The 24,207-nt window shown below is 59.2% G+C and carries 21 protein-coding genes; 5 read left to right on the forward strand and 16 right to left on the reverse strand.

The features are described from left to right. Window positions 1-224: 224 nt before the first annotated feature. From clpB to rluD, 3 genes are all read right to left on the reverse strand, one after another. A complete protein-coding gene (clpB, locus tag KVG88_RS26065; RefSeq protein ID WP_150701479.1) occupies window positions 225-2,789 on the reverse strand; it encodes an ATP-dependent chaperone ClpB in 2,565 nt (854 codons plus the stop codon). Window positions 2,790-2,919: 130 nt separating this feature from the next. Next, window positions 2,920-3,645 (reverse strand): peptidoglycan editing factor PgeF, encoded by a 726-nt coding sequence (gene pgeF, locus KVG88_RS26070; protein ID WP_217873167.1) that lies wholly within the window; start codon window positions 3,643-3,645, stop codon window positions 2,920-2,922. Next, window positions 3,642-4,604, reverse strand: coding sequence for a 23S rRNA pseudouridine(1911/1915/1917) synthase RluD (gene rluD, locus KVG88_RS26075; protein ID WP_150701481.1), 963 nt, complete (start codon window positions 4,602-4,604; stop codon window positions 3,642-3,644). The genes pgeF and rluD overlap by 4 nt, the downstream gene beginning before the upstream one ends. 151 nt (window positions 4,605-4,755) lie before the next feature. Here rluD and KVG88_RS26080 point away from each other — a divergent pair, with 151 nt between their 5' ends. From KVG88_RS26080 to KVG88_RS26095, 4 genes are all read left to right on the forward strand, one after another. Then, window positions 4,756-5,778 (forward strand): outer membrane protein assembly factor BamD, encoded by a 1,023-nt coding sequence (locus tag KVG88_RS26080; RefSeq protein ID WP_150701482.1) that lies wholly within the window; start codon window positions 4,756-4,758, stop codon window positions 5,776-5,778. A 135-nt stretch (window positions 5,779-5,913) separates the two neighbouring features. After that, window positions 5,914-6,147, forward strand: coding sequence for a PP0621 family protein (locus KVG88_RS26085; RefSeq protein WP_150701483.1), 234 nt, complete (start codon window positions 5,914-5,916; stop codon window positions 6,145-6,147). Further along, on the forward strand, window positions 6,137-7,726 hold the full coding sequence (locus tag KVG88_RS26090) for an ATP-binding protein (RefSeq protein WP_150701666.1): 1,590 nt from the start codon (window positions 6,137-6,139) through the stop codon (window positions 7,724-7,726). Before KVG88_RS26085 ends, KVG88_RS26090 begins: the two co-directional genes overlap by 11 nt. 2 nt (window positions 7,727-7,728) lie before the next feature. Then, entirely contained in the window at window positions 7,729-9,060 is a 1,332-nt protein-coding gene (locus KVG88_RS26095; RefSeq protein WP_217873168.1) for a sigma-54-dependent transcriptional regulator, read from the forward strand. 84 nt (window positions 9,061-9,144) lie between these two features. Here KVG88_RS26095 and thiO read toward each other — a convergent pair whose 3' ends face one another. From thiO to KVG88_RS26130, 7 genes are read right to left on the reverse strand one after another with little or no spacing between them, the layout of a single operon-like run. Beyond that, window positions 9,145-10,245, reverse strand: a complete 1,101-nt coding sequence (thiO, locus tag KVG88_RS26100) for a glycine oxidase ThiO (RefSeq protein WP_217873169.1) — start codon at window positions 10,243-10,245, stop codon at window positions 9,145-9,147. A 56-nt stretch (window positions 10,246-10,301) separates the two neighbouring features. Then, window positions 10,302-10,703 carry a type IV pilin protein gene (locus KVG88_RS26105; RefSeq protein ID WP_150701486.1) on the reverse strand — a complete coding sequence of 134 codons (402 nt, stop codon included), beginning with the start codon at window positions 10,701-10,703 and terminating at the stop codon, window positions 10,302-10,304. A gap of 14 nt (window positions 10,704-10,717) precedes the next feature. After that, window positions 10,718-13,801: a pilus assembly protein gene (locus tag KVG88_RS26110; protein ID WP_217873170.1), complete on the reverse strand. Its 3,084-nt coding sequence runs from the start codon at window positions 13,799-13,801 to the stop codon at window positions 10,718-10,720. Further along, on the reverse strand, window positions 13,788-14,267 hold the full coding sequence (locus KVG88_RS26115; RefSeq protein ID WP_150701488.1) for a pilus assembly PilX family protein: 480 nt from the start codon (window positions 14,265-14,267) through the stop codon (window positions 13,788-13,790). The genes KVG88_RS26110 and KVG88_RS26115 overlap by 14 nt, the downstream gene beginning before the upstream one ends. An 11-nt stretch (window positions 14,268-14,278) precedes the next feature. Continuing rightward, the gene (locus KVG88_RS26120) at window positions 14,279-14,992 is read right to left on the reverse strand and encodes a prepilin-type N-terminal cleavage/methylation domain-containing protein (RefSeq protein WP_217873171.1); all 714 of its coding nucleotides are present in this window, start codon (window positions 14,990-14,992) and stop codon (window positions 14,279-14,281) included. Then, window positions 14,989-15,438, reverse strand: a complete 450-nt coding sequence (gene pilV, locus KVG88_RS26125; RefSeq protein ID WP_150701490.1) for a type IV pilus modification protein PilV — start codon at window positions 15,436-15,438, stop codon at window positions 14,989-14,991. The genes KVG88_RS26120 and pilV overlap by 4 nt, the downstream gene beginning before the upstream one ends. Then, the gene (locus tag KVG88_RS26130) at window positions 15,435-15,908 is read right to left on the reverse strand and encodes a GspH/FimT family pseudopilin (RefSeq protein WP_217873172.1); all 474 of its coding nucleotides are present in this window, start codon (window positions 15,906-15,908) and stop codon (window positions 15,435-15,437) included. Before KVG88_RS26130 ends, pilV begins: the two co-directional genes overlap by 4 nt. 129 nt (window positions 15,909-16,037) lie before the next feature. Here KVG88_RS26130 and KVG88_RS26135 point away from each other — a divergent pair, with 129 nt between their 5' ends. Continuing rightward, window positions 16,038-16,595: a GspH/FimT family pseudopilin gene (locus KVG88_RS26135; RefSeq protein WP_217873173.1), complete on the forward strand. Its 558-nt coding sequence runs from the start codon at window positions 16,038-16,040 to the stop codon at window positions 16,593-16,595. Here KVG88_RS26135 and ispH read toward each other — a convergent pair. From ispH to murJ, 6 genes are all read right to left on the reverse strand, one after another. Then, window positions 16,564-17,511: a 4-hydroxy-3-methylbut-2-enyl diphosphate reductase gene (gene ispH / locus KVG88_RS26140; protein WP_150701493.1), complete on the reverse strand. Its 948-nt coding sequence runs from the start codon at window positions 17,509-17,511 to the stop codon at window positions 16,564-16,566. The two genes, KVG88_RS26135 and ispH, sit on opposite strands and share 32 nt — an antisense overlap. A gap of 151 nt (window positions 17,512-17,662) precedes the next feature. Then, entirely contained in the window at window positions 17,663-18,100 is a 438-nt protein-coding gene (gene fkpB, locus KVG88_RS26145; RefSeq protein WP_172668667.1) for an FKBP-type peptidyl-prolyl cis-trans isomerase, read from the reverse strand. Window positions 18,101-18,107: 7 nt separating this feature from the next. Next, entirely contained in the window at window positions 18,108-18,620 is a 513-nt protein-coding gene (gene lspA, locus KVG88_RS26150) for a signal peptidase II (protein ID WP_150701494.1), read from the reverse strand. Then, complete coding sequence (gene ileS / locus KVG88_RS26155; RefSeq protein WP_150701495.1) at window positions 18,613-21,444, reverse strand: isoleucine--tRNA ligase; 2,832 nt, start codon at window positions 21,442-21,444, stop codon at window positions 18,613-18,615. The genes lspA and ileS overlap by 8 nt, the downstream gene beginning before the upstream one ends. After that, the gene (gene ribF / locus KVG88_RS26160) at window positions 21,445-22,395 is read right to left on the reverse strand and encodes a bifunctional riboflavin kinase/FAD synthetase (RefSeq protein ID WP_150701496.1); all 951 of its coding nucleotides are present in this window, start codon (window positions 22,393-22,395) and stop codon (window positions 21,445-21,447) included. It lies immediately after the preceding gene. 129 nt (window positions 22,396-22,524) lie between these two features. Further along, window positions 22,525-24,063, reverse strand: a complete 1,539-nt coding sequence (gene murJ / locus KVG88_RS26165; RefSeq protein WP_217873174.1) for a murein biosynthesis integral membrane protein MurJ — start codon at window positions 24,061-24,063, stop codon at window positions 22,525-22,527. Window positions 24,064-24,207 lie beyond the last annotated feature (144 nt).

A 24,207-nucleotide genomic window follows, 5' to 3' on the forward strand; every position in this document is an offset into this window, starting at 1 on the left:
CTGAGGCGCGCTATTCTACAATCTTCAGCACCTCTGTCAACCCCCTAAATTGCTTTCAAGTTAATGATTTGCAACTTATTTTGGATTCCTGCTTGGGGAGCGGAAACCCTAGCGGGTGACTGACTGCGGGGCGCACTTTACAAGCCTTTTCCTTTGAGTTCAACAGCCTAACGAAAAAAAGGCCTCGCAATGCGAGGCCTTTTGATTTTTGCTGCCGCTCAGGATCAGACGAAGACGATTTCGTCGTTCTCCACCACCCCATGGGCAGTGTCCCCAGGCATGAATCGTCCCGACAGAATCAGCTGCGCCAGCGGGTTTTCGATCCAGCGCTGGATCGCCCGTTTCAGCGGCCGAGCACCGTATACCGGGTCGTAACCGACCGCGATCAGCTTATCCATGGCTTCAGGGCTGAGTTCCAGCTTCAGCTCCCGCTCGGTCAGACGGCTACGCAGACGACCCAACTGGATCTCGGTGATGCCGGCGATCTGATCCCGCGCCAAAGGCTCGAAGATCACCACTTCGTCCACCCGGTTGATGAACTCCGGACGGAAGTGCGTGGAAATCGCATCCATGACCGCCGCACGTTGCGCTTCACGATCACCGACCAGTTCCTGGATCTGCACCGACCCCAGGTTGGAGGTCATGACAATCACCGTGTTCTTGAAGTCCACGGTGCGGCCATGGCTGTCGGTCAGGCGACCGTCTTCGAGCACTTGCAGCAAGATGTTGAACACATCCGGGTGCGCCTTCTCGACCTCGTCCATCAGGATCACCGAGTAAGGCTTGCGACGCACCGCCTCGGTCAGGTAACCGCCCTCTTCATAACCGACATATCCTGGTGGCGCACCGATCAAGCGAGCCACGGAATGTTTCTCCATGAACTCGGACATATCGATCCGCACCATCGCCTCTTCAGTATCGAAGAGGAATTCGGCCAACGCTTTGCACAGCTCGGTTTTACCGACACCGGTCGGGCCGAGGAACATGAACGAGCCGCTCGGCCGGTTCGGGTCGGACAACCCGGCGCGGGAACGCCGTACCGCATTGGAAACCGCGACCACTGCCTCTTCCTGGCCAATCACACGTTTGTGCAACAGGCTTTCCATCTTCATCAGTTTTTCGCGCTCGCCTTCGAGCATTTTCGATACCGGGATACCGGTCCACTTCGAAACGACTTCGGCGATCTCTTCTTCAGTCACCTTGCTGCGCAGCAACTGGTTTTCCGGTTTGCCGTGCTGGTCGACCATTTGCAGGCTGCGTTCCAGGTCCGGGATCACCCCGTACTGCAATTCAGCCATGCGGTTCAAGTCGCCTTTACGGCGAGCGGTTTCCAGTTCCTGACGGGACTGTTCAATTTTCTGCTGGATCTGCGCAGAACCCTGGACTTCGGCTTTTTCCGAGTTCCAGATTTCTTCGAGATCCGAGTACTCACGCTCATGCCGAGCGATTTCTTCCTGCAATTTTTCCAGACGCTTCTTCGCCGCATCGTCGCTTTCTTTCTTCAGCGCCTGGGATTCCACCTTCAGCTGAATCAGGCGACGCTCCAGACGGTCCAGCACTTCCGGCTTGGAGTCGATCTCCATGCGGATGCGGCTGGCGGCCTCGTCGATCAGGTCGATGGCCTTGTCCGGCAACTGTCGGTCTGTGATGTAGCGATGGCTGAGTTTGGCCGCCGCGATGATCGCGCCGTCGGTGATCGCCACCTTGTGGTGAACCTCGTAGCGCTCTTTCAGGCCACGCAGAATGGCAATCGTGTCCTCTTCGCTCGGCTCATCCACCAGCACTTTCTGGAAGCGACGCTCAAGGGCCGCATCCTTCTCTATATATTGGCGGTACTCGTTGAGCGTAGTGGCACCGACACAATGCAGCTCACCGCGAGCCAGGGCGGGTTTGAGCATGTTGCCCGCATCCATTGAGCCTTCGCCTTTACCGGCGCCGACCATGGTGTGCAGCTCGTCGATGAACAGAATGATCTGCCCTTCCTGCTTCGACAGCTCATTAAGCAGGGACTTCAGGCGCTCTTCGAACTCACCGCGATACTTGGCACCGGCAATCAACGCCCCCATGTCCAGGGACAACAGGCGCTTGCCCTTGAGGCCATCCGGCACTTCGCCGTTGATGATGCGCTGGGCCAAACCTTCGGCGATCGCGGTTTTACCCACGCCAGGCTCACCAATCAGCACCGGGTTATTCTTGGTGCGGCGTTGCAGCACCTGGATGGTGCGGCGAATTTCGTCGTCACGGCCGATCACCGGATCGAGCTTGCCGTCTTCGGCGCGCTTGGTCAGGTCGACGGTGTATTTATCCAGCGCCTGGCGCGCTTCCTCGTGGTTCGGGTCGTTGACGGCCTCGCCACCACGCAGGTTGTTGATCGCGTTTTCCAGGGCTTTCTTGCTCACGCCCTGACCGAGCAACAGCTTGCCGAGCTTGCTGTTCTCGTCCATGGCGGCAAGCAACACCAACTCGCTGGAGATGAACTGGTCGCCTTTCTGCTGGGCCAGACGGTCAGCCTGGTTCAGCAGCCGCGCCAGATCCTGCGACATGTTGACGTCGCCAGTCGGGTTCTGGATTTTCGGGAGCTGGTCGAGTTCTTTGGTCAGCTCTTTACGCAAGCTGTTGACGTCGAAGCCCACCTGCATCAGCAGGGGCTTGATCGAGCCGCCCTGCTGTTCGAGCAAGGCCTGCATCAAGTGCGCCGGTTCGATGGCCGGATGATCGAGGCCGACAGCCAAAGATTGGGCATCGGACAACGCTAACTGCAATTTGCTGGTTAAACGGTCTATACGCATGGGTCACCTTCCTTTTGAGCAGGCCGGACCTATAAAACATCCTGAATGAAGAAACCTGCCAGATACCACAATAGATGTGGTCAATTCTGGGAGTTTCAAGCGTCGTGACGTTGATGCAGGTCAGGAAAGTCTAGCGTTCGAGCCAGATCAAGGAAGCAAATCGACCAGTGCGAGGGCTGCGCCGGTAAGAAAAGAAGCGCGGATCGGTCACGGTGCAGAAACCACCGCCATAGACAGCGGTAACACCGCGAGCCGCCAGACGCAATCGCGCCAGCTTATAGATGTCGGCCATGAACTTGCCGGCATTGGCGCTTGGCACGAAGGCTTCAGCCGCTTGCGGCAACTGCTGCACGAAGGTTTCGCGCACTTCAGGGCCGACTTCAAAGGCTTGCGGACCAATGGCCGGACCGAGCCAGACCAAAACTTCAGCAGCTGGCACCGCCAGACTGTCGAGGGTGGCTTCAAGCACGCCTGCCGCCAACCCGCGCCAACCGGCATGAGCTGCCGCGACACGGGTGCCGGCGCGGTCGCAAAACAGCGCGGGCAGGCAATCGGCAGTCATCGCCGCACAGGCTATGCCCGGCGTTGAGGTCCAACTGGCATCGGCCCTATCTACCCGGCTCGGGTCGGCATGGGCCACGGCAATGCCGTGGACCTGCTGCAGCCAGGCCGGTTGAATGGCGAAATGATCGGTGAGACGACGGCGGTTTTCGGCGACGGCTTCAGGGCTGTCGTCGACGTGATCGCCGAGGTTGAGGCTGTCGAACGGCGCCAGACTGACGCCGCCCGCACGAGTGGTGACGCAGGCTTTGACCCCGGCCGGCGCGGGCCAGTCAGGAATCAGCCAGTCACTCATCCGATGAACGCCTCGCGATCTTGCTTGAGCAGGGTCAGCAACCAGACGAAATCTTCCGGAAGCGGCGATTCCCAGCTCATGCGTTGACCGGTCGTCGGGTGATCCAGCTCCAGGAACCGCGCATGCAGTGCCTGACGCGGGAAGTTTTTCAGCGACTCGACCATGGTCGGGTTGGCTGCCGGCGGGATTCGGAAACGACCACCGTAGGCAGGATCTCCGACCAACGGGAAGTTGATGTGCGCCATGTGCACGCGAATCTGGTGCGTACGACCGGTTTCCAGCTTCACCCGCACGTGAGTGTGGGAGCGGAAGCGTTCGAGCACGCGGTAATGACTGACGGCTTGCTTGCCCCCTTCCATTACAGCCATGCGCTGGCGCTGCTGGCCGTGACGACCGATCGGGGCGTTGATTTTGCCACCAGCGGTTACCACACCAATCACGATGCATTCATAGATGCGGCTGACACTGCGGCTCTGCAACTGTGTAACCAGCTGCGTCTGCGCCTGAATGGTCTTGGCCACCACCATCAGACCGGTGGTGTCCTTGTCCAGACGGTGCACGATACCGGCGCGGGGCACATTGATGATGTCCGGCACGTGGTGCAGCAAGGCGTTGAGCAACGTACCGTCGGCGTGACCGGCAGCCGGGTGCACCACCAGGCCCGCAGGCTTGTTGATCACCAGGATTTCGTCGTCTTCGTAGACGATGTCCAGGGCAATGTCTTGAGCGACCCATTCGCCCTGAGCTTCCTGCTCGGCAGTGAGTTCAAGAATGGCGCCACCGTGAACGATGTCTCGCGGGCGGATAACCGCCCCATCCACAGTCAGGCGGCCGTCTTTGATCCAGGCGGAAAGGCGCGAGCGCGAGTGCTCAGCGAATAATTGTGCGGCGACTTGATCGAGGCGTTGGCCGCCCAATTCGGACGGCACCTCTGCGCGAAGTTCAATTTTATCGGACATGCTCAGACTAGGCGTCGGCACAGCCTTTGGTTTCGGCTGCGCGCTTGTGGTTAAATACGGCGTCTTTTGCCCCGAGGCTATTCAACGGGGCGCTCATCATAACAGGACGGCCACGCCCAAGACAGCGGCCGTCATAGGGACGCAAGCCGCCATGCAAGTGAAACACCTGCTGCTGATCGCCATCCTCGCATTGACCGCTGCTTGCTCATCGAAGGAAGTCGTAGACGAAAACCTGAGTGAAGTCGAGTTGTACCAACAGGCTCAGGCCGACCTGGACAACAACAGCTACACCAGCGCTACCGCCAAGCTGAAGGCTCTGGAATCGCGTTATCCGTTCGGTCGTTATGCTGATCAGGCTCAACTCGAGCTCATCTACGCCAACTACAAGAACGCTGAACCCGAGGCAGCAAAAGCCGCTGCGGAGCGTTTTATTCGTCTGCATCCACAGCACCCGAATGTCGATTACGCGTATTACCTCAAGGGCCTGACGTCTTTCGACCAGGACGTGGGTCTGCTGTCGCGCTTCCTGCCGCTGGACATGACCAAGCGTGACCCGGGTGCCGCGCGCGACTCCTATAACGAGTTCGCCCAGCTCACCAGCCGCTTCCCGAACAGCCGCTACGCGCCTGACGCCAAGCAGCGCATGATCTACCTGCGCAACCTGCTGGCGGCCTACGAGATCCATGTTGCCGACTACTACCTGACCCGTCAGGCATATGTCGCTGCTGCCAACCGTGGCCGCTACGTCGTGGAAAACTTCCAGGAAACCCCTTCGGTCGGTGACGGCCTGGCGGTGATGACCGAGTCCTACCAGCGTCTGCACCTGGACGACCTGGCAGCCACCAGTCTCGAAACCCTGAAGCTGAACTACCCGAACCACCCGACGCTGGTTGACGGTCAGTTCGTGCCATCGGTTGCCGAAGCCGACAACCGTTCGTGGTTGAGCAAGGCCACCCTGGGCCTGATCGAATCCCGTCCGCCGCTGCCGCCGGGAGAAACCCGCGCCAACCAGGACGTGCAGAAGCAGTTCCAGGACGCCAAAGACGCCATTCCGAGCGAACTCAAGCCTAAAGATGCAAACGGCGAAGTGATCGAGGAAGAGGAACACGAAGCGGAAGGCAACAACGAAGACCGTTCGTGGTTCAGCTACATGACCTTCGGCGTGTTCGACTGATACGACCGGCGGTACAAAAAGGGAGACTTTCGAGCCTCCCTTTTTATTGCCAATTTTTTGTGATGAGCGAATGCACTGTGCGCCTGTCATGACCTTGGCTAAACTGCCGTTTCATCCGTCAAAAAGCAGCTCATCATGCTTCGTTTATTATTCTGGATCGCCGTGATTGCCGCCGCCGTGTGGTTCTGGCGCAAATACAAGCGCCAGGTTTCATCGCCCAAGTCCACTGCCGAGCTGGAAGCGGCGCCGATGGTCCGTTGCGCCCATTGCGGCGTGCACCTGCCTCGCGACCGCGCGCTGAACCTTCAACAACAGTGGTATTGCAGCCAGGCTCACCTTGAGCAAGGCCCCGGCTCCAGTGATCGCTGAGACGTCCAGTCACGGCGGCAAACAGGCCCAGCGACTGCTGCGCCTTTATCATCTTTACCGTTTAAGCGTCGGCATCACTCTGGTGTTGCTGATCTCCAGCAACATGGACAACCGGTTGCTGACCTCGGCCAATGACGAGCTGCTGCGCAGTGGCAGCTGGTTGTATCTGGTGCTGAACATCCTGCTGGTGGTCTTTCTCGAGAACACCCGCCGCCCGGCGCAGCTGTTTAGCCTGGCGCTGGTCGATGTCCTGCTGCTTTGCGGCCTGTTCTATGCCGCTGGCGGCGTGGCCAGTGCGATTGGCAACTTGCTGATCGTCTCGGTGGCCATCAGCAACACCTTATTGCGTGGGCGAATCGGCCTGCTGATCGCCGCCGTTGGGGCGCTCGGCATCGTCGCTTCAAGCTTCCTGTTGAGTTTCAGCCATACCGCCAGCCCCAACGATTATTTGCAGGTCGGCACGTTGGGTGCCCTGTGCTTTGCCGCCGCGCTGCTGGTGCAAGGCCTGACCAGACGCCTGGAAGTCAGCGAATCGCTGGCGGAGCAGAAGGCCAGCGAAGTCGTCGGCCTCGAAGCGCTCAATGCGCTTATCCTGCAACGCATGCGCACCGGCATCCTGGTACTCGACGATCAGCGTCGCGTGCAATTGGCCAACCACAGTGCCTTGGCCCTGCTGGGCTGCGAAAACCTTGAAGGGCAACTGATCGACGACCACTTCCCACCGCTGGTCGAGCGCCTGCACCTGTGGCTCAACAACCCGACACTGCGCCCCCAAAGCCTGAAAATCGCCAGCAGCGGCATGGAGCTGCAGCCTAGCTTCATCGCCCTGGACCCGAGTCCGCAGCACCAGACCCTGGTTTTTCTCGAAGATCTCGCGCAAATCGCCCAGCAAGCGCAACAACTGAAACTGGCCGCCCTCGGCCGCCTGACCGCCGGCATCGCCCATGAAATCCGCAATCCGTTGGGCGCCATCAGTCATGCCGCACAGCTATTGCGAGAATCTGAGGAACTCAATAGCGCGGATCAACGTCTGACCCAGATTATTCAAGACCACTCTCAGCGAATGAATCGGGTAATCGAAAACGTCCTGCAATTGTCCCGCCGCCAGCAAACCGTGGCACAGCGCCTCGACCTGAAGCCGTGGCTGCAACAGTTCGTCACTGAAATCCGCGAGGCCGCGACCGAGCGCCAGCAGATCCACCTGAACATTGGCCCCGGTGACTTCAAGACGCTGATGGACCCGAACCAGCTGCACCAGATCATCGACAACCTCGTGCGCAACGCCTGGCGCCACAGCGCGCAAAACCACGACCTGGCGCAAGTCTGGCTGGAGTTGTTCATCGAACCCGGCAGCCAGTTGCCGATCCTCGAAGTGCTGGATGATGGTGCCGGCGTGACACCTGATCATCAGGCGCAACTGTTCGAACCTTTCTTCACCACCAGTCACCAAGGCACAGGCCTTGGGCTGTATCTGTCCCGTGAGCTGTGCGAAAGCAATCAGGCCCGCCTAGACTTCAAACCACGCCAAGGCGGCGGCTGCTTTCGCATCACCTTTGCTCACGGACGGAAACAAAGTTGAATATGAGCCCACGGCAAAAAGTCCTGATTGTCGACGACGAACCGGACATCCGCGAACTCCTGGAAATCACCCTGGGACGGATGAAACTCGACACTTACAGTGCGCGTAATGCGAGCGAGGCCCTGGCCCTGCTCAAGCGCGAAGCGTTCGATCTGTGTCTGACCGACATGCGCCTTCCGGACGGCACCGGCCTGGAACTGGTGCAGCACATCCAGCAACGTTACCCACAGATTCCGGTGGCGATGATCACCGCTTATGGCAACGTTGACACGGCAATCAACGCGCTCAAGGCCGGCGCTTTCGACTTCCTCTCCAAACCGGTGGATCTCAGCCGCCTGCGTGAACTGGTCACCAGCGCCCTGCTCCTGCCCGCCCCTGGCATCGCCATTGATCGACGCTTGCTGGGCGATTCATTGCCGATGCGCAATTTGCGCAAGCAGATCGACAAACTGGCGCGCAGCCAGGCGCCGGTGTACATCAGTGGCGAGTCCGGAAGCGGCAAGGAATTGGTGGCCCGGCTGATCCATGATCGCGGTCCGCGCGCCAAGCAGGCATTTGTTCCGGTCAATTGCGGGGCGATTCCATCGGAGCTGATGGAAAGCGAGTTTTTCGGTCATCGCAAAGGCAGCTTCAGCGGTGCCATCGAAGACAAACCCGGGCTGTTCCAGGCCGCTCACGGCGGTACGCTGTTTCTCGACGAGGTGGCTGACCTGCCGCTGCCGATGCAGGTCAAACTGCTGCGGGCGATTCAGGAAAAAGCCGTGCGCAGCGTTGGCGGACAGCAGGAAGAAGTGGTCGATGTGCGCGTTCTGTGCGCCACCCACAAGGACCTTGGCGCCGAAGTCGCCGCGGAGCGCTTTCGCCAGGATCTTTATTACCGCTTGAACGTGATCGAGTTGCGCGTACCGCCCCTGCGCGAACGCCGTGACGACATCGAGCCGTTGGCCAGCCACGTGCTCAAGCGTTTGGCAGCCGATACCGGTCAGCCGGTGGCCAAACTGCACCCGCAAGCACTGGAAGCGCTTAAAAGCTACCGTTTCCCCGGCAACGTCCGGGAACTGGTGAACATGCTTGAGCGGGCTCACACCCTTTGCGAAAACAAACAGATTGAAGCCGGCGACCTGCGATTGGCCGAAGGTAATTGCACGCCTGAGGGTGGGTTGCCGGATTTGACGCAAATCGACAATCTTGAAGCGTATCTGGAAAACGTCGAGCGTCAGCTGATTCTTCAGGCGCTGGAAGAAACCCGCTGGAACCGCACGGCGGCGGCTCAGCGGTTGAATCTTTCGTTCAGGTCGATGCGTTATCGGCTGAAGAAATTCGGGTTGGATTGAAGCCTTTAAAGATCGCAGCCTTCGGCAGCTCCTACAGGGTAACTCGCCCTACGTAGGAGCTGCCGAAGGCTGCGATCTTTTGCCTCAGATGCGCCCCGTCGGCGCATACGGTGCCGGATCAATGATCGGATCACGTCCCAACATCACATCGGCAAACAACTGACACGACGCCGGTGCCAGCACCAGCCCATTGCGGAAATGTCCGCAGTTGAGCCACAACCCATCAAACCCTGGCACTCGGCCAATGAAGGGAATGCCTTCCGGCGACCCCGGCCGCAAACCGGCCCAATGCCCGACCACTTCGGCATCCGCCAACGCCGGAATCAATTCCACCGCCGAAGCCTTGAGGCTCTCCAGCGCCGGCTCGGTTGGCGTCTTGTCGTAGCCTTCGTACTCCAGCGTGCTGCCAATCAGAATGTGCCCGTCGCGTCGGGGAATGGCGTATCGCCCTTTGGCCAACACCATGCTCGGCAAAAAATCCGCCGCGCATTTGTAAAGAATCATCTGCCCTTTCACCGGTTCGACCGGCAGCGTGAGATCGAGGCTCTTGAGCAAGTCGCCGCTCCAGGCGCCAGCCGTCAGGACCACTTGATCACCTTTGATCGCGCCCGTGGAAGTCTGCACACCGACAATCTTCTCGCCTTCGCGAATGAACCCGCTGACCTCACACTGCTCATGAATCGTCACGTTCGGCAGTGCCTGCAAAGCAGCCTTCAGCGATTTCACCAGACGTGGATTGCGTACATTGGCGACATCAGCCATGTAGATGGCCCGGGAAAAACCACCGCCCAGCACCGGCACCGCATCGTGCGCCGCCGAGATATCCACAGCCCGAAGCGGGCGGTTCTCCCGCAACGCCCAGGCCAACGCCTCGGCTTCGTCATCCAGATCGAGCCAGTACAGGCCGGTGACATGCACTTCGGGATCGACACCGGTGGCAGCAAACAGGCGCTCACCCAGCTGTGGATAAAAATCCTGGGACCAATGAGCCAGTGCGGTGACTGCCGGGTTGTAACGCCACGGATAGAGCGGCGAAACAATACCGCCACCCGCCCAGGACGATTCCTGACCGACGTTCGAACGGTCCAGCAGCACAACGTTCTGCACTTCGGACGCGAGATTGAATGCCGTCAGCAGGCCGATGACCCCGCCACCGACAATCACCACTTGCTGTTGCCTGTTCATATTCTGATCCAACCGATAAATAGACAGAGGACGCAAAAAGCGCCCGAAGAGAACACTCAGCGACCCCAGCAATCCTTGGTGGTCAGGCCTGCCGTGGCGTTGACCATGCTGCGCACGCCGGTATTGGTAATCGTGAAATCACCGCACTTGTCCGTTGCCATGGAAGTGCCGGTCTTGCGCACCGCCGTCAGCAGGAAGGTCTGGTCGGTCAGGGTCGACGTTATGGTGTAGTAATCATTGCCGGGGCTAAGCCCTGCAACACCGGTGTAGACATTTTTTTGCGAATAGAATCGCTCGAGAATCTGCGCCTGCTCGGACAGCAGACCGGCCACTTCGGCACGGCGGCCCTTCTTCAGGTACTCGGTGAAGCTCGGTGCCGCGATGGTCATGACAATCCCGATGATCGCAATCACGATCATGATTTCGATCAGGGTAAAACCACGGTTGGATCTGTGCATGCCTCAACTCTCACTTACTGTATTTGTCGCCACATGATGCGACGGCTGCCGCCACCGCCCTTCTCAAACAAGGTAATAGGCGTTCCGCTGGTTTTGCCTACATCCTTAGTCTTTCCGTCTGCAGAGACGTTGTTTACCGTTAGGGAACCGTCGGTAGAGATTACCCCGCTGGAAATTGAGTCAGTACTATCGACCAGTTGATCATTGTTAGTATCAAGTACCGCATAGTTGAGCATCTTACCGCTGAAAGCATCGAGCTCGATCAGCTTGCCGGTACCGAAGCTAGAACAAGGGTCGGTAGTGTCTACACTCGCCGTAGTGAAAACAATCCGCTCGAATACCTGTCGAGCTGAATTGATCACCCGCTCCCCAGTCAGCACGTTGTTGTACACCAACGGCAGATACCAACCCTTTTCCGCCGGATAAGTCACCTCGTTCTGGCTCGTGGTGATGAATTGGCCTGAGCTACCGGAGAACACACCGGTTATAGCCTGGGCTTGAAGGCTTGACGTGGTGATCTGCCCGGAACCCCCGTTCGCGTCCCACACCGCGTAGAACGCCTGCAAATCCTTGTTCGTCTTATCCGCCGCTTCGTTGAACTTGCCGGTACCGAAAAAAACCACTTTGCCACCCAGCGAGTTATCGGCCAGCAATGGCTGCGCCGTAATGGGCTGGGTTGCGCCGCCAGCAGTGGTGAACAACGGTTTGCCGGAAAACGCCACGCCCCAACTATCCGCGGTGGTGCCGCTCAGATCAAATTTCCACAGCCGCCCCTTCAAGTCACCGCCATACGCGGCTTGCACCACGTTCTGCGAGTTGACCTTGAGCTTTACCGAAGACAAACCGTTGGTGGTTTCAGTGCTGTCGACAACGATTTTCTTGATCAGCGAACCATCGCGAATATCCACCACATACAACGCCGCCACGCCAGAGTTGCTGCCGTAGCCATTGGAAATGAACGCGGCCCATCGACCATCAGCCAAGCGTGCCACTTCCGGACGGGCATAGGCATAACCCAGATCATTGAAAGCGTTTGCCGTGCTGGCAGTGGCAGGCGCACTGATTTCCCACAACGCCTTGGTCACATTACCGGCCGAAGCATCGAACAGTTGCAACGCGTAGAAGGTCCGCCCCCCTGCTCCGGTGCCGCCCAGCGCGAGGGTTTTCCAGGCACTGTTGAGCTGGGCATCGAACACGCCCACCTGCCCATCCACCAGAAACTTGTGGCTGACGCCGTTGATGTACGCGGTGTCGGCGATGTAGCGCAACGACGGCAACACACTCGACGGCATGTAGGCGTAGCGTCGAGCGCCGTTGGCAGCGTTGATGACATTGACGAAACCGTCGTTGGCATTGACCACCAGACTGGCATTCATGTTGGCGGCTTTTGTGGCCAGGTAAGTGCTGTAGGTGGTGTCACCCGCCAAATCGGAAGCGGTTTTTTCTATCGGGGATGCCAGGGCCAACGGTGAGTTGATGATGTCCCCCAGCAGCACACTGCGAACCTTCAGCCCGGTCTTGTTGGTGCCCTTGCTCCACTCCACCAGATCACTACCGGTGATGCCTGTGGGCAGACCCTGATTGAGGGTGGTTTGCTGGGCTGTGGAAAAATTGGCATAAGCCAACGTCACGGCCGTGTTGTTTTGGCTGTTCCAGGATTGATAGGTCGGCGCCGTGGCGCCAGGCACGATGGCTGTGTCAGTGGTCCACAACACCGCATTGGTATTGATCGCGCCGTTGGCGGTGTAGCCGTATGACTTGATCGTGCCGCGCCAGTCCTTGGGGTCGTAACTGGTCTGGAAATAGCTGCTGCCGCTGGTGTAATTCGAACCACTGGCAACGCCGCTGCCGCCGGAACCAGCCTTCGAGGTGATATCACTCAGAGCGTTAGATAGCGCAGCATTCAAGCCGGTGCTGTCCGTCGCCTGGTAGTACTTGCCCTGACCGTAATTGGCGGCGTCCGACAACATCTGATTCGCGGCGGTAAAGCCGACGGTGTAGGTGTTCATGTTCTGTTTGGGGAAATCAGTGGCGTTCCAGCTTTTGCCGGCCAGATCCGTCCCGGTGGATCGCATGTCGATGTCGAAGGCGAATTTGGCGATGTCATCCAGATAAAGGGTGTCACCCTCCCCATCACCGCCGGGGTTGTCGCCGTCGTTGGCGCTGTTGCCGTCCCAGTTCGGCAGGCGAGTGCCGCCAAGTGGGTCATTGGTGGGGAAGGTTCGGTCGTAGGTGGGCAAGCCGTCAGTGATCACCACGCCGTAGTTTTTCTGACAGCGATACTGGATCGGACTGGTATAGGTGGCAGGCGTCGAGTTGTAGTACGGCGCTATGCCGCGCATGTATCGGGTCACTTCGTAGTAGGTTTCCGCCAATGGCGTGTTGGCGACTGCGCTCAGACCATTGATCGAAGAAATCAGCGCGTTGTAGTTGGCGTCCACCGACAGATCACTGACCGCCCGCGCAATGTAACCGCCGTTGCCCGGGTTATTGCCGACAGGGGGATTGAATGTCGCAAGTCCGATGCGCAACGAGCGATTGCTGGTGACCAGATTTTTCGAGACATCCTGCGCGACACTGATGCGATAGTCATCGGGGATTGCATTGGCGCCCGTGGTGAAATCGCGGCTGGAACCGTTGGCCAGCCCCAACAGATACGCCAGATAGTTCGCCGTGTAGCGGGTGTTCTCATTGCCCACGGGGTCGGGCAGTTTCAGGCAGATCGGTGTCAGCCCGAGAAAGCCGCGATAGAAACCGTACCAATTGCCGTTGGTCGAGCAACCGCCACGGTTCAGGCTCGACAGGGCGATGTTGGCATCACTCATATCGAGATTCTGACCACCGATACATGACAGGTTGGAATTGCACATCGCGATCTGCGCGCGGTTGACCGTCGGATCGAATCCCGGCGCCCAAATGATGTTATTCATACTCCCCGAATCATCGATCATCAGCATCACGTTCGGCGCCACGGCTGCCGCGCTCAATAGCGGCGAATCCGACGGCGTGAAGGCATAGACCGGTGCTGCCAGATACAACCCCAGAGCAACGCCACACAGTATTCGCCACAGCCCGGTGCACCCATCAGTACTTCGCATAAATACTCTCCACCACACTGCGCGAACTACCCGCGATGCCCACGGCGGTCACCCGGTACAACGTTGCCGATGTATTGCTCGGCACGTTCACGGCCGTGAGGGTGGTGCCAATGTTCTGCACCCCATAAAAGCCATTGCCCGAAGCGATCCAGGTCACGCCCGAGGTGGAATTGAAACCGGCGGCCTTGACGGTGGCAGACTCAGCCGGCGGCGCGCACTGACTGGTGCCGTTGCAGACAGCCAAGGCGTAGCTATCGAGTTGCACTGCGCTTTCACCGACACGCAACGCCGCCTCGGCGCTCTGGAACGATTGATTGCGCAAACTCACACTGCCGGCCATTTTTTCCTGCAGCGTGGCGTTCTGCATCGATGAAAGGCCAATCAGCGTCAGCAGCAAAAGAAACACCAGGCTGACCAGCAACGCCATGCCACGCTGGCCGCGAAAAGTGAGTACAGAAAAACTCATCGGCCCTCCCCTCATGGCAAGCGGTTGCGCAGCGCGGCAACCACGTTGAAGGTTTGATTGCTGACCCGGTTTTTAGGGTCGGTGAGAGTCAGGCTCAATCGCACGCTACGAATGCGCGCGGGGTCAGACGGGTTGCTGCTGTAACTGGAGGCTGACGAATCGGCAGCGGAGCTGGCGAGGCCGAAACTCACATTGAAGGCGCTGACGTTATCCACCAGCACCTGCTGGGCCGGTGTGCCTCTGCCGACACCCATCGTCAACTGGCCGTTCTTCAAGCTGTAGATCAACCGCCGGATCGGGAATGCCAGTTGCCCCGACGCCGGCGTGCGCGAGTCGCTATAGGCCGTCGCAGTGTTTCGACAATCCGATATCACCGTCCAGGTCGGCGTCCCGCCACTGCTGCCGACGTCCGCCGTCACCAGGGTCAGCTTGAGATTGGCGTTATCCCAACTGATGGGGGTAATTTGAGCCCCGTTGAATTCACCTGCCGAACTGGCGTCGGTAATCGTTCCCAGACAACCGAACATCCCGACCATGCGGATTTCCTGAATCATTTTGCTCAGCACGAAACGCGCGTCTTCCTGCATCGCAGCGGCGGCGCTCTGGCTGATGTAGGTGTTTTTCGACGCAATGAAAACCTGCACAACGCCCAGCACCACCACCAGGCTCAAGGCCAGGGCGATCAGTAACTCGATCAGGCCGAAGCCTCTTTGCCGGCGGTTCATGGCGTCGATACCGGGTCGACGGTGGCACGGCTGGTAAGGACGAAGCTGCGACGCGAATTGGCGCTGTTGGCCGCCCGGGAATCGTCCCAAGTGATGGTGATGGTGTACACCCGCTGATTGAGCGCAATGCTGCCCGTGGCAGTGGGACCACCGAAATTGACGATATTGCTGGTGAAGTCGTAGAGGTCCTGGTCCCGGGCTACGTTGAGGTTGCCGGATGTCGGCGGCGTCACGGTGTAATCGGCAGCCGAGTTGGCGCGGATGCGGTCCATCATGTCATAGGCGATAAAGCTGGCCTGGCTAGTCATGCGCGCACTGTCGGTGTATTTGAGCGCATTCAATTGAAAGGCCGCCGCGCCCAACAACCCAACGCTCAGTATCACCAATGCCACCAGAACTTCGATCAACGTCATGCCGTCCTGTGCAGGCTTGCTCCATGGCCTCATCCGCAACTTCCACCCAATAGAATTCGTCCGTTCAAACACACATTCAGCGTCCTGCTTTGCGCCCCCAATTCATAACTGATCACCACCGCCGTGGACGATGACGCCAGCCCGCCCAGATTGTTGAAATCAATGGCGGTCACTCCTGAGGTTAGCGTCAGAGTCGCTCCGCTGCCCATCGCCGGAACAACCCGCAATACATTGGCCGAAGTGCCAGTACTGTCATACACCGCTAACTCCCCGGTCCAGACGCTGCCGCCCGCTGTGGGCCGAAGCCGTGTCGTCACGCCCCGATCGATGGCCTCCAGCCGGGCGAAATTAAGACTGCGTTGCAGGTCGCCGATTTCGGTGTCGGCCCTCGTCGTTTGCGTTGAGCGGGTGAACGCCGGGACGGCCAACGTGATAAGCACCAGAAAGATCCCCAACGCAATCAACAACTCGACCAGCGTGAAACCTTTTGAACGATGTTCCATCAGTGCCCTCCGTTGCCGTCGGCTATACCTGCAGTTACACGCTAGAACATTCGACCGCCCTGCGCGGTTGTTTTGCCTTCACCTGTGCACGGATCGCACAGGCCAATCCATTCCAGGGAGGGAGACGTCATGCGTCAGCAAGGTTTCAGCCTGATTGAACTGCTTATGGGACTGACGATTGTCGGGATTGTTCTGCATTTGGTCAGCCCGGCATTCGCAGCGGTCACGGAATCGAACCATCGCGAGCTGGCGGCACAGTCGCTTTACAGTGGCATCCGCACGGCCAGAACCGAGGCCATTGCGCGCCATCAGAGCGTGATGATCCACGCCATCGATGGCGACTGGGGCCGAGGGTGGCGGATCATTCTGGATGTCAGTGGCAAAGGCCAGAAAGACGCCAGCAACCCGCTGCTGTTCGAACGCCAGAGCGGCGCGCAGGTGCCGATTGTCGGTAACCGACCTGTCAGCACATTCGTGCGCTTCAGCAGTCTGGGTGAGCCACAGTTCGCCAGGGGGGCATTTCAGGCAGGGACATTACATGTGTGCGCCGCTCGCGAACCGGTGAGCCAGTACCAGGTGGTGCTGGCCCCGACCGGTCGCGTCAGCCTGCGCAACGAAAAGGCTGAGCAGGCGCTGTGCGCAGAGGGGAAAAAACTTAAAGCAGGGAACGCACGCGCAGTTCTTTAGGCATGGAGAATGTGATGTTCTCCTCACGACCAGCCAGTTCATCGGCACCGGTAGCGCCCCAGGCCTGCAACTGCTCGATCACGCCACGCACCAGCACTTCCGGTGCAGAGGCACCTGCGGTGATGCCGATACGCTCGACACCGTCGAACCAACTCTTCTGCAGGTCTTCGGCGCCATCAATCAGATAAGCCGGAGTCGCCATGCGCTCGGCGAGTTCACGCAAGCGATTGGAATTGGAGCTGTTCGGACTGCCGACCACCAACACCACATCGCACTCGTCAGCCAGTTGCTTGACCGCGTCCTGGCGGTTTTGAGTGGCGTAGCAGATGTCGTCCTTGCGTGGACCGCCGATGGCCGGGAAGCGCGTACGCAGGGCGTCAATGACGCGGCTGGTGTCGTCCATGGACAAGGTCGTCTGGGTGACGAATGCCAGTTTTTCGGGGTTGTGCACTTGCAACTCGGCGACATCTTTTTCGTCTTCGACGAGGTAGATCGCACCACCATTGCTGGCATCGTACTGGCCCATGGTGCCTTCGACTTCCGGGTGACCAGCGTGGCCGATGAGGATGCATTCACGACCGTCGCGGCTATAACGTGCGACTTCGATGTGCACTTTGGTCACCAGCGGGCACGTGGCGTCGAACACTTTCAGGCCACGGCCGGCAGCTTCGGTGCGCACCGCCTGGGAAACGCCGTGGGCGCTGAAGATCACGATCACGTCGTCCGGCACCTGATCCAGTTCCTCGACAAAGATCGCGCCACGGTTGCGCAGGTCTTCGACGACGAATTTGTTGTGGACCACTTCATGGCGCACATAGATCGGCGGCCCGAAGACTTCCAGGGCGCGGTTGACGATTTCGATCGCCCGGTCCACGCCGGCGCAGAAGCCACGGGGGTTGGCGAGTTTGATTTGCATGCTGAGCCTCGTGTCTTGCGCGCGAAAACAATAAAAAACACTGTAGGAGCGAGCCTGCTCGCGATGGCGGAGTGTCAGTCAACACATGTGTTGAGTGTCAGTACTCATCGCGAGCAGGCTCGCTCCTACATTTTTGACCGCGTACGATCAGTTACAGCGCTTTGACGGAAATGATTTCCACGTCAAAGGTCAGCGTCTTGCCTGCCAGCGGATGGTTGAAGTCGATGGTCACCTGCGCGTCATCAAACTCTTTCACCACACCCGGCAATTCAGTATTGGCCGCATCGTTGAAGATCACCAGCAAACCCGGCGACAGGTCCATGTCCTGGAATTGAGAGCGCGGGATGATCTGCACGTTTTGCGGGTTTGGCTGGCCGAAAGCGTTTTCCGGCTCGATGCTCAGAGTACGCTTGTCGCCGGCCTTGAAACCGAACAGCGCTGCTTCGAAACCTGGCAACAGGTTGCCATCACCGACCTTGAAGGTCGCCGGGGCTTTATCGAAGGTGCTGTCCACTGTGTCGCCGTTCTCCAGGCGCAATGCGAAATGCAAAGTGACTTCCGTGTTCTGGCCAATGCGTTGCTCAGCCAATACCTGTTCAGTCATGAACGGCTTCTCCGGTTTTTTTACTTTTGAACATATCCAGTGCCAGCATGACAGCGCCTACAGTGATTGCGCTGTCGGCAAAATTGAACGCCGGGAAGTGATGGCGGTTCTGCCAGTGCACCAGAATGAAATCGATCACATGGCCCAGGGCAATGCGGTCATACAAGTTGCCCAGCGCGCCACCGAGCACCAGTGCCAGCGCTACGGCCAGCCAGGTTTCGTTGCGACCCAGACGCTTGAGCCAGACCACCAGCACCGCGCTGACCACAATGGCAATCAGGGCAAACAACCAGCGCTGCCAGCCGGAGCTGTCAGCCAGGAAGCTGAATGCCGCGCCGGTGTTGTAGGCCAACGTCCAGCTGAAGTAGTCGGGGATCACCACGATCTGCTGATACATCTCGAGCTTGCCTTCGAAGTAGAACTTGCTGGCCTGGTCGATGACCAGAACCAGCAAGCTCAACCAGAGCCAGCCCAGCCGTCCGAAACGGCCAATGGCATTAGGCATAGTGACGAACCTCACCAGCGCCGCTGATATTGTCGACGCAACGACCGCAGATTTCCGGATGCTCAGGGTTCACGCCGACGTCTTCACGGCAGTGCCAGCAACGGGCGCACTTGGCGAAGGCCGACTTGACGATCTTCAGCTTCAGGCCGCTGACTTCGGTGACCACGGCATCAGCCGGCGCCTGTACGAACGGCGCAACGCTGGCGGTCGACGTGATCAGCACAAAGCGCAGCTCGTTGCTCAGCTTGGCCAGGTCGGCGCTCAGGGCGTCTTCGGCGAACAGCGTCACCTCGGCTTGCAGGTTGCCACCGACGGCCTTGGCCGCGCGCTGGATTTCCATCTCTTTGTTGACCGCGACCTTCACTTCCATGATGCGATCCCAGTAGGCGCGACCCAGCTCGAAGCCTTCCGGCAGCTCGGTCAGACCTTCGTACCAGGTGTTGAGCATGACGGACTCGTTACGCTCGCCCGGCAGGTACTGCCACAGTTCGTCGGCGGTAAAGGCCAGGATCGGTGCGATCCAGCGCACCAGCGCTTCAGAGATGTGGAACAGCGCGGTCTGGCACGAACGACGGGCCTTGCTGTCGGCGCCGGTGGTGTACTGGCGGTCCTTGATGATGTCGAGGTAGAAACCACCCAACTCCTGCACGCAGAAGTTGTGGATCTTCGAGTACACGTTCCAGAAGCGGTATTCGCCGTAGTGCTCTTGCAGCTCGCGCTGCAGCAGCAGGGTACGGTCCACGGCCCAACGGTCCAGCGCCAGCATTTCTTCGGCCGGCAGCAGGTCGGTGGCCGGATTGAACCCGGTCAGGTTGGAAAGCAGGAAACGCGCGGTGTTACGAATACGCCGGTAGGCGTCCGCACTGCGTTGCAGGATCTGCTCGGAAACCGCCATTTCACCCGAATAGTCGGTCGAAGCGACCCACAGACGCATGATGTCGGCGCCCAGGGTGTCGTTGACTTTCTGTGGCGCGATCACGTTGCCCAGGGACTTGGACATTTTGCGGCCGGACTCGTCGACGGTGAAGCCATGGGTCAGCAGTTCGCGGTACGGCGCGTGGTTGTCGATGGCGCAACCGGTCAGCAGCGACGAGTGGAACCAGCCACGGTGTTGGTCCGAGCCTTCGAGGTACAGGTCGGCACGTGGACCGGTTTCGTGGCCCATCGGGTGCGAACCGCGCAGGACGTGCCAGTGCGTGGTGCCCGAGTCGAACCAGACGTCGAGGGTGTCACTGATCTTGTCGTACAGCGGAGCTTCATCGCCCAGCAGTTCGGCGGCGTCGAGTTTGAACCAGGCTTCGATGCCCTCGCCTTCAACGCGCTTGGCAACGATTTCCATCAGCTCGACGGTGCGTGGGTGCAGCTCGCCGCTTTCCTTGTTCAGGAAGAACGGGATTGGCACGCCCCAGTTGCGCTGACGGGAAATGCACCAGTCAGGACGGTTGGCGATCATCGAATGCAGGCGCGCCTGGCCCCAGGCCGGAACGAACTGAGTCTCTTCGATGGCTTTGAGCGAGCGCACACGCAGGGTGTCGCCAGTGGTCGGCTGCTTGTCCATGCCGATGAACCACTGCGCGGTGGCGCGGTAGATCAGCGGGGTCTTGTGGCGCCAGCAGTGCATGTAGCTGTGTTCGATGACGGTGGTGTGCAGCAGCGCACCGGCTTCGGTCAGTTTTTCAACGATGGCCGGGTTGGCTTTCCAGATGAACTGGCCGCCGAAGAACTCCAGCGACGGCACGTAGACGCCGTTGCTTTGCACCGGGTTGAGGATGTCGTCGTTAACCATGCCGTATTTCTTGCAGGTCACGAAGTCGTCCACGCCGTAGGCCGGTGCGGAGTGAACCACGCCAGTACCCGCGCCCAGCTCAACGTAGTCGGCCAGGTAAACCGGCGACAGACGGTCGTAGAACGGGTGACGGAAGTTGATCAGTTCGAGTTCTTTACCGGTGGTGGTCGCGATGACCGAGCCTTCCAGCGAGTAGCGCGCCAGGCACGACTCGACCAGTTCTTCGGCCAGCACCAGCAGCTTGTCGCCGACGTCGACCAGGGCGTAGTTGAACTCCGGGTGAACGTTCAGCGCCTGGTTGGCCGGGATGGTCCACGGGGTGGTGGTCCAGATCACGATCGAAGCGGGCTTGGCCAGCGATGGCAGACCGAAAGCGGCAGCCAGTTTGGCTTCGTCGGCAATCGGGAACGCCACGTCGATGGTCGAGGACTTCTTGTTTTCGTACTCGACTTCCGCCTCAGCCAGGGCCGAACCGCAGTCAAAGCACCAGTTCACAGGCTTCAGGCCCTTGAACACGAAGCCGCCCTTGACGATTTCGGCCAAGGCGCGGATTTCACCGGCCTCGTTCTTGAAATCCATGGTCTTGTACGGATTGGCGAAGTCGCCCAACACACCCAGACGGATGAATTCGGACTTCTGGCCTTCGATCTGCTCGGTGGCGTAGGCCCGGCACAGTTCGCGGGTCTTGTCCGCGCCCAGGTTCTTGCCGTGGGTCACTTCGACTTTGTGCTCGATCGGCAGGCCGTGGCAGTCCCAGCCCGGAACATAAGGCGCGTCGAAGCCCGACAGGGTCTTCGAACGAATGATCATGTCCTTGAGAATCTTGTTCAGTGCGTGACCGATATGGATCGTGCCGTTGGCGTACGGAGGGCCGTCGTGCAGGACGAACTTCGGACGATCCTTGCCAATCTCGCGCAACTTTCCGTACAGGCCAATACTGTCCCAGCGCTGCAGAATCTGCGGTTCGCGCTGTGGCAGGCCGGCCTTCATTGGGAAGGCGGTGTCCGGAAGGTTTAGCGTGGCTTTATAGTCGGTCATTTAAGGCTCTTCATTAGCGATTGGCGCTAGGTGCGACAGGGCACGGGCGGCGGCGACATCCGCATTGATCGCCGTCTTAAGCGCCTCCAGAGAGGCGAAACGCTGCTCTTCACGCAGCTTTTGGTGGAAAACCACCGTCATACGCCGGTCATACAGATCGCCGGCAAAATCTAAAAGATGGACTTCGAGGTGGGCTTTGCCATCCCCTTGGACCGTAGGCCGCACGCCGATATTGGCAACGCCCGGCCAGGTCTTGCCGTCGAGATCGACGCTGACCAGGTAAACACCGGTGAGCGGAACGCGACGGCGCTTGAGTTGAATGTTGGCAGTGGGCGTGCCCAGCTGACGCGCCAGTTTCTGACCGTGCAACACGCGACCGGCGATCCGGTACGGGCGGCCGAGCAAACGTTCGGCGAGGACGAAATCGGCAGCCGCCAGGGCATTACGCACCTGGGTGCTACTGACGCGAATGCCATCGAGCTCGACAGTCTGTGCCGCTTCGACGGTGAAACCCTGCATCACGCCAGCCTGCTGCAGGAAATCGAAGTCCCCTACCCGGTCACAGCCGAAACGGAAGTCATCACCGACTTCAAGGTGCTGCACGCCAAGCCCATCGACCAGGATGGTATCGACGAACTCACTGGCGCTGAGTTTGCTCAGGCGCTGGTTGAAGGCCAGGCACAAAACCCGGTCGACGCCTTCGTCTGCCAGCAGTTGCAGCTTGTCGCGCAAGCGGGCCAGACGGGCCGGCGCGGTGTCCGGAGCGAAGAATTCGCGCGGCTGCGGCTCGAAAATCACCACGCAGCTGGGCACGCCCAACTCCAGCGCACGCTCACGCAGTCGCGCCAGGATAGCCTGGTGACCACGGTGTACACCGTCAAAGTTGCCAATAGTGGCGACACAGCCCCGATGCTGAGGGCGCAGATTGTGGAGGCCTCGAACCAGCTGCATAACGCGCTTCTTGCTCATAAAGTGGTCGATTATAACCACACCCGGCGGCCGACGACAGGCAACACCGTATCCCAAAGTAATCGAGCCGACAAAAATGCCGGCTCGCCCGTATTGATGGAGGGTTTAACCTCAGCCCAACGCCTTGCGATTGAAATCACGCAGGCGGAAGCCCATCAACATTAACATGCCGAAATACGCCACCACACCGGCAACCACCAAGGCGCCCAGCCGCAGGAAACGCTCAAGCATCTGCCCCTCGCCCCAGGCTGGCATGAAATGCATGCCGGCCAGCAACACGCCCGACATCACCGCCACCGCAACCACCAGTTTGAAACCGAATTTCGCCCAGCCCGGTTGCGGTTGGTACATCTGCTGTTTGCGCAGTTGATAGAAGAGCAGGCCCGCATTGAGGCAGGCGCCGGCGCTGATAGCGAGCGCCAGACCGGCGTGCGCCAGCGGGCCGATCAGCAACAGGTTGAACAACTGGGTGACGACCAACGTGAAAATTGCGATTTTTACCGGTGTGCGAATGTTTTGTTGCGCATAAAAGCCAGGCGCTAGCACTTTAATCACAATAATTCCGAGCAACCCGACGGAATAGGCGATCAGCGCGCGCTGGGTCATGGCCGCATCGTGGGCATCAAACTGCCCATACTGGAACAACGAAACCGTCAGCGGTTCAGCCAGAATCCCCAGTGCCAGGGCGCAAGGCAATACCAGCACGAAGCACAGTCGCAGGCCCCAATCGAGAATTCGCGAGTATTCGTGGCGATCCTTGCTGGCGTATGTCTTGGCCAGGGTCGGCAGCAGAATCGTGCCCAACGCTACACCCAGCACGCCTGATGGCAATTCCATCAAACGGTCGGCGTAATACATCCAGGACACTGAGCCTGCGACCAGGAACGAAGCGAATATGGTGTTGATGATCAGCGAGATCTGGCTCACCGAGACCCCGAGGATCGCCGGCAGCATCTGCTTCATGACCCGCCAGACCCCGGAGTCGCGCAGATTCAGGCGCGGCAGCACCAACATGCCGATCTTCTTCAGGTGCGGCAGCTGATAGAGCAACTGAGCCAGGCCACCCACCAGAACCGCCCAGCCGAGCGCCATTACGGGTGGGTCGAAGTACGGCGTCAGGAACAGCGCAAAAATAATCATGCTCACGTTGAGCAGCGTCGGCACGAACGCCGGGACCGAAAAACGGTTCCAGGTATTAAGAATCGCGCCTGCCAGCGACGAAAGGGAAATCAGCAATATGTAAGGAAAGGTCACCCGCAGTAGATCGGTGGTGAGCTCGAATTTTTCCGGGGTATCGGTGAATCCCGGTGCCGTGACCCAAATGACCCACGGCGCGGCAAGCATGCCCAACGCGGTGACCAGCGCCAGCACCAGCGTCAGCAGGCCTGAGACATAAGCAATGAAGGTGCGTGTCGCCTCTTCACCCTGCTGGCTTTTGTATTCGGCAAGAATCGGCACGAAGGCCTGGGAAAATGCCCCCTCGGCGAAAATCCGGCGCAATAAGTTCGGCAACTTGAAGGCGATAAAGAAGGCGTCGGTCGCCATTCCCGCGCCAAATGTGCGTGCAATGAGGGTGTCACGAACAAACCCCAGAATCCGGGAAAGCATCGTGATAGAGCTGACGGCGGCCAACGATTTGAGCAGATTCATTGAAAGAGTTTGTGCCTGTCGATAAACAGCAGGCGAATAAAGCGCCCACTTATGCGATACTCTGCGCCGCAACAGCACAGAGCCAAAGCTCGCGAGTTTACAGGTCACACGCCGGAAAGAAATATCCCGTCGCGGTACCCCTAC

Origin of the sequence: Pseudomonas azerbaijanoccidentalis, from assembly GCF_019145495.1 — a bacterium.
Lineage (GTDB): Bacteria > Pseudomonadota > Gammaproteobacteria > Pseudomonadales > Pseudomonadaceae > Aquipseudomonas > Aquipseudomonas azerbaijanoccidentalis.